15 protein-coding genes are annotated in these 18,393 nt (G+C 62.2%); 9 read left to right on the top strand and 6 right to left on the bottom strand.

Features of this window, described 5'->3' with window-relative positions; genetic code table 11:
- Positions 1-62: 62 nt before the first annotated feature.
- Positions 63-2,756, top strand: a complete 2,694-nt coding sequence (gene kdpD, locus ABFX35_RS04910; protein WP_346079530.1) for a two-component system sensor histidine kinase KdpD — start codon at positions 63-65, stop codon at positions 2,754-2,756.
- Between the two features lie 15 nt (positions 2,757-2,771).
- On the top strand, positions 2,772-3,461 hold the full coding sequence (gene kdpE / locus ABFX35_RS04915) for a two-component system response regulator KdpE (RefSeq protein ID WP_095844997.1): 690 nt from the start codon (positions 2,772-2,774) through the stop codon (positions 3,459-3,461).
- Here the strand turns inward: kdpE and ABFX35_RS04920 are convergent.
- The 4 genes from ABFX35_RS04920 to ABFX35_RS04935 form a co-directional block, all read right to left on the bottom strand.
- A complete protein-coding gene (locus tag ABFX35_RS04920; RefSeq protein WP_346079532.1) occupies positions 3,458-4,768 on the bottom strand; it encodes an MFS transporter in 1,311 nt (436 codons plus the stop codon). The genes kdpE and ABFX35_RS04920 overlap by 4 nt on opposite strands.
- 160 nt (positions 4,769-4,928) lie before the next feature.
- Positions 4,929-5,564, bottom strand: coding sequence for an N-carbamoylsarcosine amidohydrolase (locus ABFX35_RS04925; protein ID WP_279024749.1), 636 nt, complete (start codon positions 5,562-5,564; stop codon positions 4,929-4,931).
- Positions 5,561-6,382: an alpha/beta fold hydrolase gene (locus tag ABFX35_RS04930; protein ID WP_279024750.1), complete on the bottom strand. Its 822-nt coding sequence runs from the start codon at positions 6,380-6,382 to the stop codon at positions 5,561-5,563. Before ABFX35_RS04930 ends, ABFX35_RS04925 begins: the two co-directional genes overlap by 4 nt.
- Complete coding sequence (locus ABFX35_RS04935; protein ID WP_279024751.1) at positions 6,379-7,527, bottom strand: FAD-dependent monooxygenase; 1,149 nt, start codon at positions 7,525-7,527, stop codon at positions 6,379-6,381. Before ABFX35_RS04935 ends, ABFX35_RS04930 begins: the two co-directional genes overlap by 4 nt.
- A 312-nt stretch (positions 7,528-7,839) precedes the next feature.
- On the opposite strand from ABFX35_RS04935, the gene ABFX35_RS04940 reads away from it, so the two are divergent.
- The 7 genes from ABFX35_RS04940 (at position 7,840) to alr (ending at position 16,805) form a co-directional block, all read left to right on the top strand.
- Positions 7,840-8,892, top strand: coding sequence for a 2,5-dihydroxypyridine 5,6-dioxygenase (locus tag ABFX35_RS04940; RefSeq protein WP_121555068.1), 1,053 nt, complete (start codon positions 7,840-7,842; stop codon positions 8,890-8,892).
- Positions 8,893-8,972: 80 nt separating this feature from the next.
- Positions 8,973-9,443, top strand: a complete 471-nt coding sequence (locus tag ABFX35_RS04945; protein ID WP_279024752.1) for a MarR family winged helix-turn-helix transcriptional regulator — start codon at positions 8,973-8,975, stop codon at positions 9,441-9,443.
- A 54-nt stretch (positions 9,444-9,497) separates the two neighbouring features.
- Positions 9,498-10,028 carry a (2Fe-2S)-binding protein gene (locus tag ABFX35_RS04950; RefSeq protein WP_279024753.1) on the top strand — a complete coding sequence of 177 codons (531 nt, stop codon included), beginning with the start codon at positions 9,498-9,500 and terminating at the stop codon, positions 10,026-10,028.
- A complete protein-coding gene (locus ABFX35_RS04955) occupies positions 10,021-13,614 on the top strand; it encodes a molybdopterin cofactor-binding domain-containing protein (RefSeq protein ID WP_346079537.1) in 3,594 nt (1,197 codons plus the stop codon). The genes ABFX35_RS04950 and ABFX35_RS04955 overlap by 8 nt, the downstream gene beginning before the upstream one ends.
- The gene (locus tag ABFX35_RS04960; RefSeq protein WP_346079539.1) at positions 13,615-14,187 is read left to right on the top strand and encodes a nucleotidyltransferase family protein; all 573 of its coding nucleotides are present in this window, start codon (positions 13,615-13,617) and stop codon (positions 14,185-14,187) included.
- The gene (locus ABFX35_RS04965) at positions 14,187-15,170 is read left to right on the top strand and encodes an XdhC family protein (protein WP_346079541.1); all 984 of its coding nucleotides are present in this window, start codon (positions 14,187-14,189) and stop codon (positions 15,168-15,170) included. Before ABFX35_RS04960 ends, ABFX35_RS04965 begins: the two co-directional genes overlap by 1 nt.
- 405 nt (positions 15,171-15,575) lie before the next feature.
- Positions 15,576-16,805, top strand: coding sequence for an alanine racemase (gene alr, locus ABFX35_RS04970; protein WP_346079543.1), 1,230 nt, complete (start codon positions 15,576-15,578; stop codon positions 16,803-16,805).
- 56 nt (positions 16,806-16,861) lie between these two features.
- Here the strand turns inward: alr and ABFX35_RS04975 are convergent, their stop codons facing one another.
- On the bottom strand, positions 16,862-17,500 hold the full coding sequence (locus ABFX35_RS04975) for an RpiB/LacA/LacB family sugar-phosphate isomerase (protein WP_346079545.1): 639 nt from the start codon (positions 17,498-17,500) through the stop codon (positions 16,862-16,864).
- A 33-nt stretch (positions 17,501-17,533) separates the two neighbouring features.
- A complete protein-coding gene (gene kduD / locus ABFX35_RS04980) occupies positions 17,534-18,295 on the bottom strand; it encodes a 2-dehydro-3-deoxy-D-gluconate 5-dehydrogenase KduD (RefSeq protein WP_346079547.1) in 762 nt (253 codons plus the stop codon).
- Between the last annotated feature and the right edge of the window lie 98 nt (positions 18,296-18,393).

An 18,393-nucleotide genomic window follows, 5' to 3' on the forward strand; every position in this document is an offset into this window, starting at 1 on the left:
AGGGGGCAATACTCCGGGGCTGATATCTTGGCCCCGTTTGCGTTAAGCATAAAGGAACAGCGATGGTAGAGCAGGAACCGCAACGCCCCGATCCCGACAGCCTGCTGGCGGTGGCGAATGAAACGCCGCGCGGCCGGCTGAAGGTGTTTTTCGGCGCCTGCGCCGGCGTGGGGAAGACCTATGCCATGCTACAAGAAGCGCAGCGCCAGCGCGCCCAGGGGTTGGATGTGCTGGTGGGGGTGGTGGAAACCCACGGCCGACGCGAAACGGCCGCGCTGTTGGCCGGGTTGGCGCAGTTGCCGCCAAAGCGTATTCGCCACCGCGGGCGGGTGCTGGCGGCATTCGATCTGGACGCGGCGCTGGCTCGCCGCCCGGCGCTGATCCTGATCGACGAGCTGGCCTACAGTAACCCGCAGGGGTCACGCCATCCCAAACGTTGGCAGGACGTGGAAGAGCTGCTGGATGCCGGCATCGACGTGCTGACCACGGTCAATGTGCAGCATTTGGAAAGCCTGAACGACGTGGTCTGCGGCGTGACCGGGGTGCAGATCCGTGAAACGGTGCCCGACCACGTATTTGACGAGGCGGCGGAGGTGGTGCTGGTGGATTTGCCGCCGGACGATCTGCGCCAGCGTTTGAACGAAGGCAAAGTGTATATCCCCGGCCAGGCCGAGCGCGCCATCGAGCACTTTTTCCGCAAGGGCAATTTGATCGCCCTGCGTGAGCTTGCGCTGCGCCGCACCGCCGATCGGGTGGATGAGCAGATGCGCGCCTTCCGCGATCCGCTCGGCCAGGACAAGGTTTGGCACACCCGCGACAGCATTTTGCTGTGCATCGGGCCGGGCGGCGGCAATGAAAAGCTGGTGCGTATCGCCGCCCGCCTGGCCGCGCGGCTTGGCTGCCAGTGGCACGCGGTGTATGTGGAAACGCCGCAGCTGCATCGCCTGCCGGAAAGCCAGCGCCGCGCTGTGCTGCGGGCGCTGAAGCTGGCGCAGGATCTGTCGGCAGAGACGGCGACCCTGGCCGATCCCAGCGCAGAGCGTGCGGTGCTGCGTTATGCCCGTGAGCATAACCTGGGCAAGATAGTGATTGGCCGGCGGCCCGAACGGCGCTGGCCGCTGCGCCGCCGCTTTGCCGATCGGCTCGCCAGGCTCGGCCCGGATGTTGATCTGCTGGTGGTGGCGCTGGAGGAAACCTGCACGCCGCCGCCGGTGAAGGAAGCCGATAGCCGCCCGATGGGCGACAAATGGCGCGTTCAACTGCGTGGCTGCGCGGTGGCGTTTGCGCTGTGTGCGTTGATCACGCTGTTTTTCCAGTGGCTGCTGCCGGGCTTTGACCAGGCCAACCTGGTGATGGTGTATCTGCTCGGCGTGGTGATTATCGCGCTGTTGTTCGGCCGCTGGCCTTCGGTACTGGCGGCCGTGATTAACGTTGCCAGCTTCGATCTGTTTTTCGTCCAGCCCGAATGGTCGTTTTCGGTCAGCGATGTGCAATACCTGCTGACGTTCGGCGTGATGCTGATCGTGGGCATCACCGTCGGCAACCTGACCGCCGGGGTGCGCTACCAGGCGCGGGTTGCCCGCTACCGCGAACAGCGTGCCCGCTATCTGTATGAAATGTCGCATGGCCTGAGCCAATCGCTGACCGCGGCGGATATCGCCAAGACCAGCAGCCATTTTCTGGCCAGCAGCTTTCAGGCCAAGGCCGCGCTGCTGTTGCCGCAGGAAGACGGCCGCTTGCAGCCACAGGGCGGCGAGAATAGCCTGCAGGCGGTGGATGAAGCGATCGCCCGTTGGAGCTTTGATAAAGGCCAGCCGGCCGGCGCCGGCACTGATACCCTGCCGGCGTTGCCTTACCAATTGTTGCCGCTGCGAGCCTCGCAGCACACCTTCGGTCTGCTGGCGATCGAGCCACAAAGCCTGCGCCAGTTGATGGTGCCGGAGCAGCAGCGCTTGTTGCAGACCTTCACCGTGCTGATCGCCAGTGCGCTGGAGCGCTTGCACCTGGCGCACAGCGCGGAACAGGCGCGGCTGGATACGGAGCGCGAACAGCTGCGCAATTCACTGTTGGCGGCGCTGTCCCATGATTTGCGCACACCGCTGACGGTGCTGTTGGGCCAGGCCGAACTGCTGGCGCAGGCCCTGGCGGCGGAAGGTTCATCCCAGGCGCATCAGGCCGGCCAGATGCGCCAGCAGGTGCTTAGCACCACCCGGCTGGTGAATAACCTGCTGGACATGGCGCGCCTGCAGTCCGGCGGTTTTAGCCTGCGCAAAGAGTGGCAATCGCTGGAAGAGATCGTCGGCGCCGCGCTGCATATGCTTGAACCGCTGCTTAGCCCGCGCCAGATCAAGGTAGAGCTGCCGGCGCCCATGGTGCTGATCAATTGCGACGGCAGCCTGCTGGAGCGGGTGTTTAGCAACCTGCTGGAAAATGCCATCAAGTATGCCGGCCCCGATGCTATGATGGGCATCCGCGCCCGCGTGCAGCCGGGCTGGCTGGCGGTGGAGGTCTGGGACAACGGCCCCGGCATCCCGCCGGAGCAGGTGCAGCAGATTTTCGATAAGTTCGCCCGCGGCAACAAAGAGTCGGCGATCCCCGGCGTCGGCCTGGGGCTGGCGATTTGCCGTGCGATTGTTGAAATACACGGCGGGCGCATTTGGGCGGAAAACGGCGCCAACGGCGGCGCCAGCTTCAACTTCCGCCTGCCGTTGGAAACACCGCCGCTAATGGATGAAGAACGTTTTGATTTGCCATAACGCCGAAGGGGACCTGTGACCAGCACGCCAACCAATATTCTGATTGTCGAAGACGAGAAAGAGATCCGCCGCTTCGTGCGTACCGCGTTGGAAAACGAAGGGCTGCGGGTGTTTGAGAGCGAAACGCTGCAGCGCGGCCTGATCGAGGCCGGTACGCGTAAGCCGGATCTGATTATTCTTGATCTGGGGTTGCCGGACGGCGACGGGGTGAGCTATATCCGCGATCTGCGCCAGTGGAGCGCCATCCCGGTGATTGTGCTGTCGGCGCGCCATGCTGAAGAAGACAAAATCGCCGCGTTGGACGCCGGGGCGGATGATTATCTTAGCAAGCCGTTCGGTATCGGTGAACTGCTGGCCAGAGTGCGGGTGGCGCTGCGCCGCCATGCCGGCAGCCAGCAAGAAAGCCCGCTGGTGACGTTTTCGCAGGTGACGGTGGATTTAATCAACCGCCAGGTGCAGCGCAACGGCGAAGCGCTGCACCTGACGCCGATTGAGTTCCGCCTGCTGGCCGAGTTGCTGGCCAACCCCGGCAAAGTGATCACGCAGCGCCAGTTGCTGAGCCACGTCTGGGGGCCAAACTACGTGGAACACAGCCACTACCTGCGCATCTACATGGGCCACCTGCGCCAGAAGCTGGAAGACGATCCGGCGCGGCCCCGCCATCTGCTGACGGAAACCGGCGTCGGTTACCGTTTCATGCCTTAGCGGTTCACCACCCGCGCCGGCAGCGCCACCACCAGCAGTGAACTGAGCAGCAGGCAGGCGGCGAAGGCCCACAGCGCGCCGCTGCCACTGCCGGTCAGATCGATAGCCAACCCCATCAGCGAATTACTCACCAGCCCGGCAATGTTGGCCAGCGAGCAGGCCAGGGCAAAGCCGGTGGCCGCCGCCGCGCCGCGCAAGAAGGTGGCCGGCAGGCTGAAGAACACCGGCACCGCGCCGATAATCGTCGCCTGCGCCACGGAAAACAGCAGTACGGTGGCGAAGACGTTATGGGTGAAAAAGGTGCTGGCGGCCATGGCGGCGGCGCCAATCCAGAACGGTGCGATGATATGCCAGCGCCGTTCGCGGTGGCGATCGGAACTGGCGCCGATCAGCAGCATGCCAAGCAATGCCGCGATGCTTGGGATGGCGGTCAGCATCCCGATGTGGGTGATGTCCGCCACCCCGGCGGTTTTGATAAACGAAGGCATCCAGAAGCCCATGGCATAGGCGCTGAGCAGTATCGAAAAATCAATCCCGCCGAGCATCCACACCTTGAGGTTGAAAAAGCCGTCGCGAAAGCGGTGGTTGGTGTGGTCGGTTTCGGCCTCATCGCGCTTCAGATCGCTGGCTAACTGCTGTTTTTCTTCGGCGTTCAGCCAATTCACCTGCTGGTAACGGTCTGGCAGCATCCAGAAGGTCATGATGCCCAGCAGCACGCTTGGCAGGCCCTCAAGCAGGAACAGCCACTGCCAGCCGTGCAGGCCGTGGCGCATATCGAAATGCCCCATGATCCAGCCGGACAGCGGCCCGCCGATCACGCTCGACAGCGGCAGCCCCAGCATAAACAGCGCGATGATGCGGCCACGGCGCCAACTGGGGAACCACATGGTCAGATAGAACAGCACGCCCGGCAGGAAGCCGGCTTCGGCAACGCCGAGCAGGAACCGGATAACGTAAAACTGCATCGGCGTAGTGACAAACATGGTGGCGGTGGAAAGCAGCCCCCAACTGATCATGATGCGGGCAATCCACAGCCGGGCGCCGACGCGCTGCAGCACCAGGTTGCTCGGCACTTCGAACAGAATATAACCGACGAAAAACAGCCCGGCGCCCAAACCGAAGGCCGCTTCGCTCAACGCCAACTGATCGGCCATTTGCAACTTGGCCAGGCCCACGTTGATGCGGTCAAGGTAAGCGGCCAGGTAACACAGGCAAAGAAACGGGATCAGTCTCCAGGTGATTTTGCGGTACAGCAACGGCGATGTTGCGTGCACTTCCTGAGAAGGGCGTGGGTATGCAATAGCCATGTTTACATCTCCGGCAATGGCAGTCTGGATCCCCCGGCTGACAGGGAGCGATCTGCAGGTGAATGTGTTCCGCCTGGGGGCGGATAAGGCGCGTTATAACAGCCCGCACCAGGATTTACATCAGTTTCCGGCGCAATGTGCCGGGTGGCCAATGGGGCGGTTACGCCTGCGCCAGGGTGGCCAAATAGTTGAGGGCTTCCTGCCGGCTAACCACGTCGCCATACTTGCTGTCGATATCGAACAGGTTGGCCTCATGCGGGGCCGGATGGCGATCGCCGACGCATTCACGCACGACAATGGTGCGAAAGCCGTGCTGCACGGCATCAACGGCGCTGGCGCGAATGCAGCCGCTGGTGGAACAGCCGGCCAGCAGCAGCGTATCAATACCCTGCGTATGCAAGAGGGAAGCCAAAGCGGTGCCGAAAAAGGCGCTGGCGTATTGTTTGCTGATCACCAGCTCTTCCGGCAAAGGGGTGACGCTTTCGCAGAAGGTGGCCTGCGGGTTACCTTCCACCATGCTTTTCATCACCGGCGCCTTTTGTACCCACATGCCGCCGTCGGCGAAATGAGGGGGATGATAGCGGATATTGGTATGAATAACCGGTATTTCCGCACTGCGCGCCGCGGCCAGCAGCACGGCCGCGTGTTCCACGGCGCTGACCACGCCAGGGGCAAACAGCGGCGCGCCGGGCGTGGTGTAGCCCTGCATAAAATCGATCATCAGCAGTGCCGGGCGCTGGCCAAAACCAATGCGGTTGCCCCACACGCCCTGATAATTTGCCTGTGGATCGCTCATTTGGCCTGCCCCCCGTGTTGCGCCTGCAGCGGAAAATCGCCTAACGCGGCGAAAAAGCCGTCAAAGTCGTCCCAGGGGATCATATGCCCGGCGTCCGGCACGTGGCGCACCGCCAGCGACGGCAGCAGCGCGCACAGCTCGGCCTGATCGTCGGGCTGGATCACGCCGCCTTTGCCCGCCACCATCAGCAGGGCCGGCTGCGTCACCGCCGGCAAATCCCGATGGAAATCCACCTCGTGGAAATCGTGATAGGCTTTGACGATCGCCGGTTCATAGCAGGTGTGCAGCCATTCGGCGCGCAGCCGCAGCTGTTCTTCCGTCCAGGTGGGGCAGTATTCGCGCATGGCGTCGGCATCCATCCCCTGCAGCGATTGGCGGATGGAATCGACGTACCAGGGCAGTTTGCCCGGATAGGCCCGCCGCCCTGGCCCGGAGACCGGCGGATCGATCAGCGTCAGGCTTTTTACCCCGGCCGGGTGGCGCACGGCGGCGCGCAGGATAAAGCGCGCGCCCATCGAATGCCCCATCAGGTGGTATTCCTCCAGCCCGACTGCCGCGGCGAATGCGCTGATATCGTCGGCGCAGGCATCGGTGCCGTAATCCAGCGCCGGGCCGCTGGCGGACAGCCCGCGGCCGCGCACGTCCAGCACCCAGGTGTCATAGCGTTCGGCCAAGCGTTCGGCCACAAAGCCCCAGGTAATCGCCGGGCTGGTGATGCCGGGGATCAGCAGCAGCGCCGGGCCTTTGCCGCCGTAGCGCAGATAGTGCTGGCGGATGCCGTTGGCGGTTACGTTGCCGCCGTACAGAAACTGGCTCATGCGGCGCTCTCCGTTTTCAGCGGCTGTGCGTACAGGTCATAGCCATACACCCAGGCCGGATCTTCCTGAGTGCGCAGGAAGGTATTGGCGTTCGACACCGCCTGTACGCGCGAAGCGCGCTCTTTGCGGTTGGCTTCGTACAGCCGGAAGGCGGTGGTGAAATCCGCCAGGCCGGTTTCCGCCAGGCAACGCGCCAGCATCGCGCCATCTTCAATCGCCATCGCCGCGCCTTGCGCCATATGCGGCTTCATCGGGTGGCAGGCGTCGCCCAGCAGTACCAGCCGGCCCTGGCTCCACAACGGCAGCGGCTTGCGGTTAAGCAACGGCCATTTGGTCACCTGTTCACTGCAGGCGATCAGCGCCTGCACCGTCGGGTGGTAGCCGGCGAACGCGTCGTACATCTCTTGCTGACTACTGTCGACGTAGCTGCCCTGGAAATCCCAGGCCGGGTGCGGCACGCCGCTGACGTAGTAGTATTCATCGCGGCGGGCGGTGGTGTAGTAAACCATCAGGTGACGATCTTCCGACCACCACTTCACGCAGTCTTCGAAGCGCAAATCATACTTCGCCAACTGGCTGGCGCTGATCATCGCGCGATGCGCTACCCAGCCGCTGTAGGTCGGCGCTTCCACGCCCAGCAGGTGCTCGCGGATTTTCGAGTTGATGCCATCGGCGCCGATGACGACATCTGCCCGTGCCTCGCTGCCATCGCTAAAGCGCAGATGCACATCGCTGCCGTTATCGTCCACCTGCTGTAAACATTTGCCGAAATGCACGCTGCCGGGGGTGAGGGCAGTCATCTGCAGGGCTTGCAGATCGCCGCGGTGCACGGTGACATAGGCGGCGCCGTAGTGCTGGCGGGCGTAGTCGCCCAGGGGGATGCGCGCCAGATAGTCGCCGCTTTGCGCCTCGCGGCTGAACCAGAAATCAGGGTGGGATGCCATTTGCTCCAGCGCCTTTTCAATCCCCATGCGGCGAAAGATCTTCAGCACGTTTGGCCCCATATGGATGCCGGCGCCCAGCCGTGAAAACGCCGGGCTTTGCTCGTAGACATCCACCTTAAATCCCGCTTTCTGTAATAGCGCCGCCGCCGCCGCGCCGCCTAACCCCGCGCCGATTACTGCGATCCGTTGATTACTGCTCATAGCCCATCCTCATCGTGAGCGTGTTCACCTGTGATTCGGGTTTTATTAAGCAGATATTTAAAGTGTATACACTATAAATAATCATGTTAACAAAAGGATTCATCAGGTTATTGTCACGCTTGTTTTTGTTAAATTAACGTTATACCCATTGCTGTGTGAGGATAAAATAGGATTTTCTTATGCGTGGTTATCGCGTGTTGCATTTGGTGAATGAGTTGGCCTATAAGTTAATTAAAGCGTATTCACTTTAATTTGTTGTTAATTTAAGCAGTGTGCGGCGGTGGTTACCCAAACCGTTACGAGGAGAACGACATGGCAGTGAACGACAGCCAGTTAGGGCAAATGTTTGAGCAGGTGCTGGGATTGTCCCGGGTTGATGCCACGCAAAGCGTAGCAATACTGAAAAGCCACTATTCCGATCCGCGCACGGTGCGTGCGGCCACCGACGCCGCGCTGCGGCTTGGCGCCAAGGTGTATACCGTGGAATTGCCGGCCTTCAACCATACCCGGGCGATGGGCAACGACATGACGGCCTGGTGCGGCGACACCGCGCTGACCGGCAATACCGCGGCGCAGCGGGCGCTGGAAGCGGCGGATCTGATTGTCGATACCATGATGCTGCTGCATTCGCCGGAGCAGGAGCAAATCCTGAAAACCGGCACCCGCATTCTGCTGGCGGTGGAACCGCCGGAAGTTTTGGCACGAATGTTGCCTAATGAACAGGACAAAGCGCGGGTGATGGCGGCGGCGGCGGTGCTGGAAAAAGCCCGGGTGATGCAGGTGAAATCCCGCGCCGGCAGCGATTTTCGCGCGCCGCTGGGGCAGTACCCCACCGTGACCGAATACGGCTTTGCCGATGAACCAGGGCGTTGGGATCACTGGCCGAGCGGCTTTTTGTTTACCTGGCCGAACGAAGAACAGGCGGAAGGGACGCTGGTGCTGGACGTGGGCGATATCCTGTTGCCGTTTAAAACTTACTGCCGCGAGCGCATTACGCTGGAGATTGATAAGGGCTTCGTCACCGCCATTCACGGCGGCTTTGAGGCGGAATACCTGCGTGATTACATGAAGTATTTTAACGATCCGGAAGTGTACGGCATTTCGCACATCGGCTGGGGGTTGCAGCCGCGGGCGCAGTGGACGGCGATGGGGCTGCACGATCGCAACGACGGTATGTGCATGGATGCGCGGGCGTTTTACGGCAACTTCCTGTTTTCCACCGGCCCGAATACCGAGGTGGGAGGAACGCGCAAAACGCCGTGCCATATGGACATTGCGCTGCGCCATTGTGATATCAGCCTGGATGGTGAAACGGTGGTGGCCGACGGCGATGTCATCGCGCCAGCGGCTTCGCGCGCCGGCTAAGGGCGCGCAGATGTACATTGCCGCCGGGATCGCGGCTTTGTACTATTCCGGTAGGCTTTCTGACCCGATAGGGAAACACGATGACAAGTTTACCGGACAACGCCGCAGGGCCGTGCGCATATCAGTATACCGAGCAGGTGGGGCACCTGTTGCGCAAGGTATACCAGCGGCACCAGGCGATTTTTCAGCAAAACGTGGGCGATGCCCAACTGACCGCGGTGCAGTTCATCACCCTGTGCGCCGTCCGCGATCTGGGGCCGAGCGCGCAAACCGATCTGGTGCGCGTCACGGCGGTGGACCAGGCGACCATCCGCGGCATTGTCGAACGGCTGAAGGCGCGCGGCCTGGTAGCGCTCAACCCGGATCCTTACGACCGGCGCAAAGTGATCGTCGCGCTGACCGAGGCCGGCGCGGCGCTGGTGGAAGCCACGGTGCCGCACGCGCTGCGCATCAGCGAACTGACGATGGCCCGGCTCAATCCGGCCGAACGCATTGCGCTGGTGTATCTGTTAAGAAAAATGTTGGATGACGGTGATGTCCAGATAGAGTAAGGCGTCTGCTCTGCTGGCCGCTGTCACCGTGGCCGAAGCGGAGAACGGAGCATCATGAAAGGGCGCCCCGATAGTGAGTTAATCGCAGTACGTCTATTGCCGGAAGTGTCATTTACGCTGCGGGTCAACGGGCAGGAACGGCGCTTTACCACCTTTAAAGACACCAGCCTGCTGGCGGTGCTGCGTAACGATCTGCACCTGAACGGCCCGAAATACGGCTGCGGGCTGGGTGAATGCGGCGCCTGCACCGTGATGATTAACCACGTTGCCGCACGCGCCTGTGTGATCCCGGCCGCCGGCCTGGTCGGGCGTGAGATCACGACCCTTGAAGGGCTCGGCAGCCGTGCTGCGCCACATCCCATCCAACAGGCTTTCATCGAACAACAGGCCGCCCAGTGCGGCTACTGCCTTAACGGCATGATCATGACCACCGCAGCGCTGCTGCGCCGCAACCCTGCCCCGACGGAAAGCGAAATTCGCCGGGCGCTCTCTGGCAACTTGTGCCGTTGTGGCACCCACCTGGAAATTTTGCGCGCCGTGCGGCGCGCCGCTGAACTTTGCCGTAAGGATCCCCGCCATGACTAACGCTCCTTCGCCTACCCAGGCGGCGCTACTGGCCCGCGAGGGTGTGTTGCTGATTGTCGATCATATCCAGCCGCCTTCCGGCCCAGTGCCGAAAGGCAGCACGCCGAAACAACAGCCTACGGAGCTGGGGCTGTTTCTCGCCCTGTGCGACAGCGGCGAGGTTTATGCCTTTAACGGCCATGTCGATCTGGGTACCGGCGTGCGCACGGCGCTGACGCAAATCGTCGCCGAAGAGCTGTATCTGCGTATGGAACAGGTGACGATGGTGCTGGGCGACACCGCTCGCGCGCCCAATCAGGGGGCGACGATCGCCAGCGCCACGCTGCAAATTTCCGCCGTGCCGTTGCGCAATGCCGCCGCCGAGGCGCGGCGTTGGCTGCTGCAACAGGCGGCTGCGCGCTTTGGCCAACCGCAGGAAGCACTGGTGCTGAACGACGGCGAAATTATCGCCCCCGACGGCCAACGCCTGCGCTATAGCGAGCTGGTGGCCGGGCGCCGCACGCAGCTGTTTATCAGCGGCAGCGCGCCGCTCAAGCCGGCGGCGGCGTATCGCCTGGTCGGCACCTCCTCACAGCGGGTGGATATTCCCGCCAAGGCCACCGGCGAAACCACCTACGTACACGATATGCGCCTGCCGGATATGCTGCATGGCCGGGTGGTGCGCCCACCCTATGCCGGCTATGACAGTGGGGATTTCGTCGGCAATAGCCTGATCGGGGTTGATGAATCGTCAATCGCCCATATTCCGGGCATTGTGAGCGTGGTGGTGATCCGTGACTTTATCGGCATCGTCGCCAAGCGCGAAGAGCAGGCGGCCAAGGCGGCGAGTGCGCTGCAGGTCGAATGGAAACCGTGGCAAAAGCAACTGCCGGACATGCGCGATATCGCCCAGGCGCTGCGCGACAACCCCAGCAGCCAGCGGGTGGTGCACGATACCGGCGATGTTGACGCGGCGCTGGCGAAGCTGGAACGCCGCTTTACCCGCAGCTATCTGTGGCCGTACCAGATGCACGGCTCGATCGGCCCTTCGTGCGCGCTGGCGGACTATCGGCCGGAAGCGTTGCGGGTCTGGTCGGGCACCCAGAACCCGCACCTGCTGCGGGCCGATCTGGCCTGGCTGCTGGAATACCCTGAATCACAGATTGAGATCTGCCGAATGGAGGCCGCCGGGTGTTACGGCCGCAACTGCGCGGATGACGTCTGCGCCGATGCGGCGCTGCTCTCGCGGGCGGTGGGGCGGCCGGTGCGCGTGCAGTTGACCCGCGAGCAGGAGCACCTGTGGGAGCCGAAGGGCAGCGCACAACTGATGGAGGTGGACGGCGGGCTGGACGCCGCCGGCAACCCGGCGGTGTACGACTTCGCCACCTCGTACCCTTCCAACGGCGCGCCCACGCTGGCGTTGCTGCTGACCGGCCGGGTGGAGCCGATTGCCCAGGCCTATGAAATGGGGGATCGCACCAGCATCCCGCCCTATGACTACCCGGCGATGCGCATCACCATCAATGACATGGCGCCGCTGGTGCGCGCCTCCTGGATGCGCGGCGTATCGGCGATGCCGAACACCTTTGCCCATGAGTCGTACATGGATGAGTTGGCGGCGGCGGCCGGCGTCGATCCGGTGGAGTACCGCCTGCGCTATATAAAGGATGAACGGGCCGCTGAATTAATTCGCAGCACCGCCGCCCGCGCTGAATGGACGCCGCGCGCCGATGCCGCGCCGCAGCCGGATGCCAACGGCGTGCTGCGAGGGCGCGGCTTTGCCTATGCCCGTTACATTCACAGCAAGTTCCCTGGCTTTGGCGCCGCCTGGGCGGCCTGGGTGGCGGATGTCGCCATTGATAAACAGAGCGGCGAAATCGCCGTAACGCGCATCGTGGTGGGCCACGACGCCGGCATGATGGTCAACCCGGACGGCGTGCGCCACCAGATCCACGGCAACGTGCTCCAATCCACCAGCCGGGTGCTGAAGGAAAACGTCACCTTTGAACAATCGACCATCGCCAGCAAAGAGTGGGGCGGTTACCCGATCCTGACCTTCCCGGAAGTGCCGGCGGTGGATGTAATGATGATGCCGCGGCCGGAGGAGCCGCCGCTGGGCGCCGGCGAATCGGCTTCGGTGCCCAGCGCGGCGGCGATTGCCAACGCGGTGTTTGATGCCACCGGCATCCGCTTTCGCGAACTGCCGATCACCTCGGATAAGCTACGGGTGGCGCTCAACGGCCCAGACAGTGAAGACAGCGGCCGGCTGGCAGGGCCGGCGGCAAAAAAGCCCCGCTTTAGCCGCTGGCTGCTGGGCGGCGTGGCGGGCATCGTCGGGGCGGCCGTGGGGCTGGTCACCACCGTGTTGCCGTGGCGCAGCGCGATTGCGCCGATCGCCACGCCGGCGGCGGATACCTGGTCGGCGGCGACGCTGGAACGTGGGCGGCAGTTGGCGGCGGCGGGCGACTGCGCGGTATGCCACACCAGCGAACACGGCGCCACCAATGCCGGCGGCCTGAAAATGGACACGCCGTTCGGCGCGCTGTACAGCACCAATATTACCCCGGATGTGGAAACCGGCATCGGCGCCTGGTCGTTCACCGCCTTCGATCGCGCCATGCGCCAGGGCATCAGCCGCGATGGGCGCCATCTTTACCCGGCTTTTCCCTATACCTCTTTTCGCCTGATGAGCGATGCCGATATGCAGGCGCTTTATGCCTGGCTGATGTCCCGGCCGGCGGTGCGCCAAGCGGCGCCGGAAAATGACATGCGCTTCCCGTTTAACCTGCGCCCGCTGATGGCCGGTTGGAATGCGTTGTTTCTTGGCCGTGGCGAATACCGCAACGACCCGCAGCAAAGCGCGCAGTGGAACCGCGGCGCGTATCTGGTCAATGGGCTTGGGCACTGCGGCGCCTGCCATTCGCCGCGCAACGCGCTGGGGGCGGAAAAGGGCGGCGCCGATTTTCTGGCCGGCGGCAACGTCGACGGCTGGGATGCGCCGGCGCTGAACGGGCTGTCGGTGGCGCCCAAACCCTGGACGGAAGCGCAACTGTATCAGTATTTGCGCACCGGCTATGCCAGCGAACACGGGGTGGCAGCCGGGCCGATGGGGCCGGTGGTCAGCGAATTGGCTACGCTGCCGGAAAGCGACGTGCGGGCGATCGCCCACTACCTGGCGGCGCAGGGAGGCGCAGCGGCACCAACGCCTGCGCCCCAGACAGCGCCGCTGGCCGCCAATCCGCCGCCGGTGCCTGACGGCCTGCGCGCGCTGCGTAGCGGCGAGCAACTGTTCAACGGCGCTTGCCAGGCCTGCCACAGCGCCGACAGTGGCGGGCCGGTGCTGTATGGCGTCAGCCCGGGCATGGCCAACAATACCAGTGTGCACAGTACGGCGCCGGATAACCTGATCCGCGTGATCCTGTATGGCATTTCCGAACCGGCGACGGGCGATCTGGGTTATATGCCAGCGTTTGGCGGCAGCTTTTCGGATCGGCAGGTGGCGGATTTGGCCGCCTGGGTCCGCCACCGCTACGCGCCGGATAAGCCGGCATGGGCAGATTTGCAATCGGCGGTTGCCGAGGTGCGCGCTCACCCGGGGAGCCACTAAATGGTTACGGTACTGTTGCTGGCGGCCGGTGAAAGCCGGCGCTACCGGGCAGCGGCGGGCTGCCACAAGCTGTTGGCCGCAGGGCCGGATGGGCAACCGTTGTTTGACGTCAGTTTACGCCGGGCGTTGGCGCTGGGGTTGCCGGTGCAGGCCGTCACCCGGCCGGGTTCACCGCTGGCGGCGCGAGCGAAGATTCACGGTTGTGGCGTGACGCAACTGGCCAGTGCCGGGCTGGCGCAATCGCTGGCGGCCGGCGTGGCGGCAACGCCGGATGCCGAAGGCTGGCTGATACTGCTGGCGGACATGCCCGCCGTGCGCATTGAAACCTGCCGGCGGGTCTTGGCCGCGCTGGGCCAATATGCCTGTATGCGGCCGGTGTATCAGGGGCTACCGGGGCATCCCGTGGGCTGGCGGGCCGACCAGCGCGAGGCGCTGTTGGCGCTCGGTGGGGAATGGGGGGCACGCCAACTGATGCGCCACGTGGGCTGCCATTTACTGCCGGTGGATGACGCCGGCTGTGTACAGGATGTCGATCTGCCGGGCGACTGGCAGGCCATTAGCGAGGGCAACTGATGGAATCACTGGATATCCGCGTCGTCCGCCAGGCGCAGCGCTGGCTGGAAAGCGGCCAACCTGTTTGGCTGTGCACGGTCTTACATACCTATGGCTCGGCGCCGCGGGTGCCGGGCTCCCTGCTGGCGGCCACCCGCTCCGGGGCGTTCAGCGGCTCTTTATCCGGTGGCTGTATTGAAGATGATTTCATCACCCGTTTGAGCCGTGGGGCGTTTGCCGCCGACAGCCAGATTATTCGCTACGGCGCGGGCGGGTTGTCGGCGGCCGTGGCTTTGCCGTGCGGCGGCAGTATTGATGTGCTGGTGGAACGGATGACGGCCGCCGATCGGCCACAGCTGGCGGCGATGCTGGCGGCGCTGGAGGGGCGGCAGGCGCTGGTGCGGCGCATCACGCTTCCCCAGCGCGCCGGTTGGCAGTGGGATGCCGGCGGGGCGGCAGGCCAGCAGATCCATTGGCAGGGCGAACAGGTGGTTATCCCGATGGGCGCCGCGCCGCGGCTGATCGTCGCCGGCTATTCCGCGGTTGCTCATGACTGCATCCTGTTGGCGCAGATGCTGGGTTTTGAGGTGTTGCTGTGTGAGCACCGTGAAGAACAACAGCGGCAGTTTCGCCAGGATTTCCCGGCCCCTGAAGCGGCGCTGCGCTTTTCACCGCGTTTCCCGGCGCGCTATCTGGAGCTGGAAAGCGCCCACGCGCGCTGCGCCATCGTGGCGTTAACGCACGATCCGCGCATTGACGATCTGACGCTGGCCGAGGCGGTTAATACCCGGGCGTTTTACATTGGCGCGATGGGCTCCGCACGCAACAGCCAGCGGCGGCGTGAACGGCTGGCAACCGTTGGTGGGTTGAGCGCGGCCGAGCTGGCGCGTATCCAGGCGCCGATTGGTTTGCCGATCGGCAGTAAAACCCCGGCGGAGATCGCCCTGGCGGTGATGGCGCAGATTGTGATGGCAAAGAACCGGCTGCAATCACCGGCGGGGTGAGCGAGAAAAACCAACACACCTGCAATTTAAGTATCAAGGGTATATTTGATGCCGCCAATATATCGGCCTCTATTGCACCGTGTTGATCCCTGCGCTGTTCTATTTTAGTGCATATAAACCTTGGTTATTCAAAAAATATTTTCTTCTGCCGTTGTCTGTATGCGGAAAAATTATGCTCTCAACCGATTGGCTATTTTTTGTCCCTATTTATTAATGGAGGGGTTTTTGCTGGTTTTGTTAATATAAAGCCATGCAAAGTGAATTGTTATTCACTCTATCACCTTGTTTTTATCAGGAAAACCTTCTGGTGCTCATCATGGCCGCGATTGGCACGGTTGATGCTACACAACCGTTGTGTGATGGGTGGTTTTTTAAATAAAAAATGAGTGAATATAAGGTTAAAATATGAAGTTTAAAGTAGCATTTTCCGTACTTGCAATCTCTTTGGCGTTAAATAGCAGTGCCCTGTTGGCAAAGGAAACGAATACCGGAGTGGTTATTCCTCCGTTGGCAAAATCACTGACGCAATATCATTCCTGGGTGGAAATCTCTCAGCCGGCATTTCAGCATAATATTGAAACCATGCAGCGTTATCTGAATGCGAAAAGTCGGCTTTGCGCGGTGATGAAGGCCGACGCCTATGGTCATGGCATCCGTTTGCTGATGCCGCAGGTGATAAAAAGCGGTGTGAACTGCATTGGCATCACCAGCAACGAAGAGGCGCAAGCGGTGCGCGCCAGCGGCTATAAGGGCCAACTGATGCGGCTGCGCACGGCGACCCTTGGCGAGGTTGAAGCGGGCCTGCCTTTTCATATTGAAGAGCTGGTGGGCAACTTGGCGCATGCGCAGCAGGTCGCCGCCATCGCCGCCCGCCATCATCGGACTATTGCCATACATCTCGGGCTAAACGCGGCGGGTATGAGCCGCAACGGCCTGGACGTTTCCACTGAACAAGGCAAACAGGATGCCATCGGCATTACCCGGCTGGCTAAACTGCACCTGGTTGGCATCATGACGCACTTCCCGGTGGAGGAAAAAGAGGATGTGCGGCAAAACCTGGCAAAATTCAACCAGCAGTCGGCATGGTTGATTCAGGCCGCGGGGCTGGATCGCAGCAAGTTGATTCTGCATGCGGCCAATTCCTTCGCCACCCTGGAAGTGCCTGAATCCCAGCTTGATATGGTCAGGGTTGGCGGCGCGTTGTACGGCGATACCGTTCCCAGCCACACGGAGTACCAGCGCGTTATGCAGTTCAAATCGGCAGTGGCCAGTGTTAACGCGTATCCGGCTGGGAATACGGTCGGCTACGATAAAACCTATACGCTGAAACGTGATTCGCTCCTGGCCAATATTCCGGTGGGCTATTCAGACGGCTATCGCCGGGTATTTACCAATAAGGCGTTTGTGCTGATCGACGGCAAACGCGCGCCCGTGGTGGGCAAGGTTTCGATGAATACCCTGATGGTGGACGTCACCGATATCCCCAATGTGAAAATGGAAGATGAAGTGGTGTTGTTCGGCAAGCAGGGCAATGAGGAGATCAGCCAGGCCGAACTTGAAGATATTAACGGCGCCTTGCTGGCGGATCTTTATACCATCTGGGGCAACTCCAACCACAAGGTGCTGGTGAAATAACCCTGGGGAGCGTGATGCGCGGTGGCCGTTGTGCCGGCCACCGCGGCGTGGGGCCGTTATTTGAGCAACTGTTCAACGAAGGCCAGAACCTCTGGCTTTTTGCCCTGTTCGAACAGGCACTGCTGGAAACGCGCGCCGCCGATGGCGGTGCGCACCAAGGCCGGATCGATGGCTCGCAGGCCGTCAAGGTAGTCGTCTTTCAGCAGGGCACTTTTCACTTGGCCCAGGATGGCCGCGTTGCGTACCTGCGGCGCTTTGCGCTCCACCGGGTAGCCTTCTCCCTGGCGCCCGCTAAACAGCTTCTCGAAAACATAGCGCAGGTTCAGTTCTGCGCCCCAGCCGAAGCCCTTGGCAAACGGCAGCGAGATGGCATTGCCGTTGTTGATCTGGGCGAACAGGAAGGCATCGGCGGGATCGATGCAGTAACCGCAGATCACCCCCGGGTGAAGATTCAGCGCCAGCAGCGCCCCTTGCCCGGTGCCGCAGCCGGTCACCACAAAATCCACCGCCTGCGCATTCAGCAATAGGCTGGCCATGATGCCCAGGTGGATATAGGTCAGAGGGTGGTCTTGCTCGTCGCTCATGCCGACGTTAAAGACCCGATCGTGGTTGGTATCGGCGACGGCCTGCAGCTGTTCCAGCACCAGTGCGTTTTTGCCTGCCTGGCTGTTTTCCATCATTAATGCAATGTTCATCGTTATCTCCTCAAAAATGTGCCGGCGTCGCCATCAGCGCGCCAGCCAACCGCCGTCGACGGCCAGGGTGTGGCCGTTGATATAGTCCGCCGCCGATGAAGCGAGGAAAACCACCGGGCCGGCCAGATCGGCAGGCTCACCCCAGCGCCCGGCTGGGATACGTTGCAGGATTTCCTGGCTGCGTTCAGTATCGTCACGCAGTTGCCGGGTGTTATCGGTGGCCATATAACCAGGGGCAATCGCATTAACGTTGATGCCGTGCTGCGCCCATTCATTGGCCATCAGGCGGGTTAACCCCAGCACGGCGCTTTTGGATGCGGTATAGGAAGGCACCCGAATACCGCCCTGAAAAGAGAGCATTGAGGCGATGTTGATGATCTTGCCGCCCTGGCCCTGGGCAATAAACTGGCGCGCGGCCAGCTGTGAAAGGAAAAATACGGTTTTGGCGTTCAGGTTGATCACGTCATCCCAATCCTGCTCGCTAAACGCCAGTGCGTCCTGGCGGCGAATAATGCCGGCGTTATTGACCAAAATATCAATATGGCCAAATTCCGCCACCGCCTGCGCCATCAACGCCGGCAACGCCTCTTGTTGGCTGAGATCGGCCTCCAGGCTTAAAAAGCGCCGCCCGAGTGCGGTGACGCCGGCGACGGTGTCTTGCGGCGGTACCCGATTGATGCCGACGATATCGCAACCGGCCTGAGCCAGGCCGAGCGCCATGCCCTGGCCTAGCCCGGTGTCGCAGCCGGTGACGATGGCGACTTTGCCGTGCAACGAGAAACTCTCCAGACTCATTCTGTTCTCCTTGGTGCTATGGGCATATACATTTCATGCTTCAGGCCGCCTCGACGCGGCTTGGATCATTTCGTATATATTCACCCGGTTAATATGGA

Source organism: Gibbsiella dentisursi (assembly GCF_039539505.1).
Lineage (GTDB): Bacteria > Pseudomonadota > Gammaproteobacteria > Enterobacterales > Enterobacteriaceae > Gibbsiella > Gibbsiella quercinecans.

Excerpts from the sequence above, each read along its gene's own strand:
- kdpD (WP_346079530.1), top strand. The coding sequence starts at position 63 with ATGGTAGAGCAGGAACCGCAACGCCCCGATCCCGACAGCCTGCTGGCG.
- ABFX35_RS04920 (WP_346079532.1), bottom strand. The coding sequence starts at position 4,768 with ATGGCTATTGCATACCCACGCCCTTCTCAGGAAGTGCACGCAACATCG.
- ABFX35_RS04925 (WP_279024749.1), bottom strand. The coding sequence starts at position 5,564 with ATGAGCGATCCACAGGCAAATTATCAGGGCGTGTGGGGCAACCGCATT.
- ABFX35_RS04930 (WP_279024750.1), bottom strand. The coding sequence starts at position 6,382 with ATGAGCCAGTTTCTGTACGGCGGCAACGTAACCGCCAACGGCATCCGC.
- ABFX35_RS04935 (WP_279024751.1), bottom strand. The coding sequence starts at position 7,527 with ATGAGCAGTAATCAACGGATCGCAGTAATCGGCGCGGGGTTAGGCGGC.
- ABFX35_RS04940 (WP_121555068.1), top strand. The coding sequence starts at position 7,840 with ATGGCAGTGAACGACAGCCAGTTAGGGCAAATGTTTGAGCAGGTGCTG.
- ABFX35_RS04945 (WP_279024752.1), top strand. The coding sequence starts at position 8,973 with ATGACAAGTTTACCGGACAACGCCGCAGGGCCGTGCGCATATCAGTAT.
- ABFX35_RS04950 (WP_279024753.1), top strand. The coding sequence starts at position 9,498 with ATGAAAGGGCGCCCCGATAGTGAGTTAATCGCAGTACGTCTATTGCCG.
- ABFX35_RS04955 (WP_346079537.1), top strand. The coding sequence starts at position 10,021 with ATGACTAACGCTCCTTCGCCTACCCAGGCGGCGCTACTGGCCCGCGAG.
- ABFX35_RS04960 (WP_346079539.1), top strand. The coding sequence starts at position 13,615 with ATGGTTACGGTACTGTTGCTGGCGGCCGGTGAAAGCCGGCGCTACCGG.
- ABFX35_RS04965 (WP_346079541.1), top strand. The coding sequence starts at position 14,187 with ATGGAATCACTGGATATCCGCGTCGTCCGCCAGGCGCAGCGCTGGCTG.
- alr (WP_346079543.1), top strand. The coding sequence starts at position 15,576 with ATGAAGTTTAAAGTAGCATTTTCCGTACTTGCAATCTCTTTGGCGTTA.
- ABFX35_RS04975 (WP_346079545.1), bottom strand. The coding sequence starts at position 17,500 with ATGAACATTGCATTAATGATGGAAAACAGCCAGGCAGGCAAAAACGCA.
- kduD (WP_346079547.1), bottom strand. The coding sequence starts at position 18,295 with ATGAGTCTGGAGAGTTTCTCGTTGCACGGCAAAGTCGCCATCGTCACC.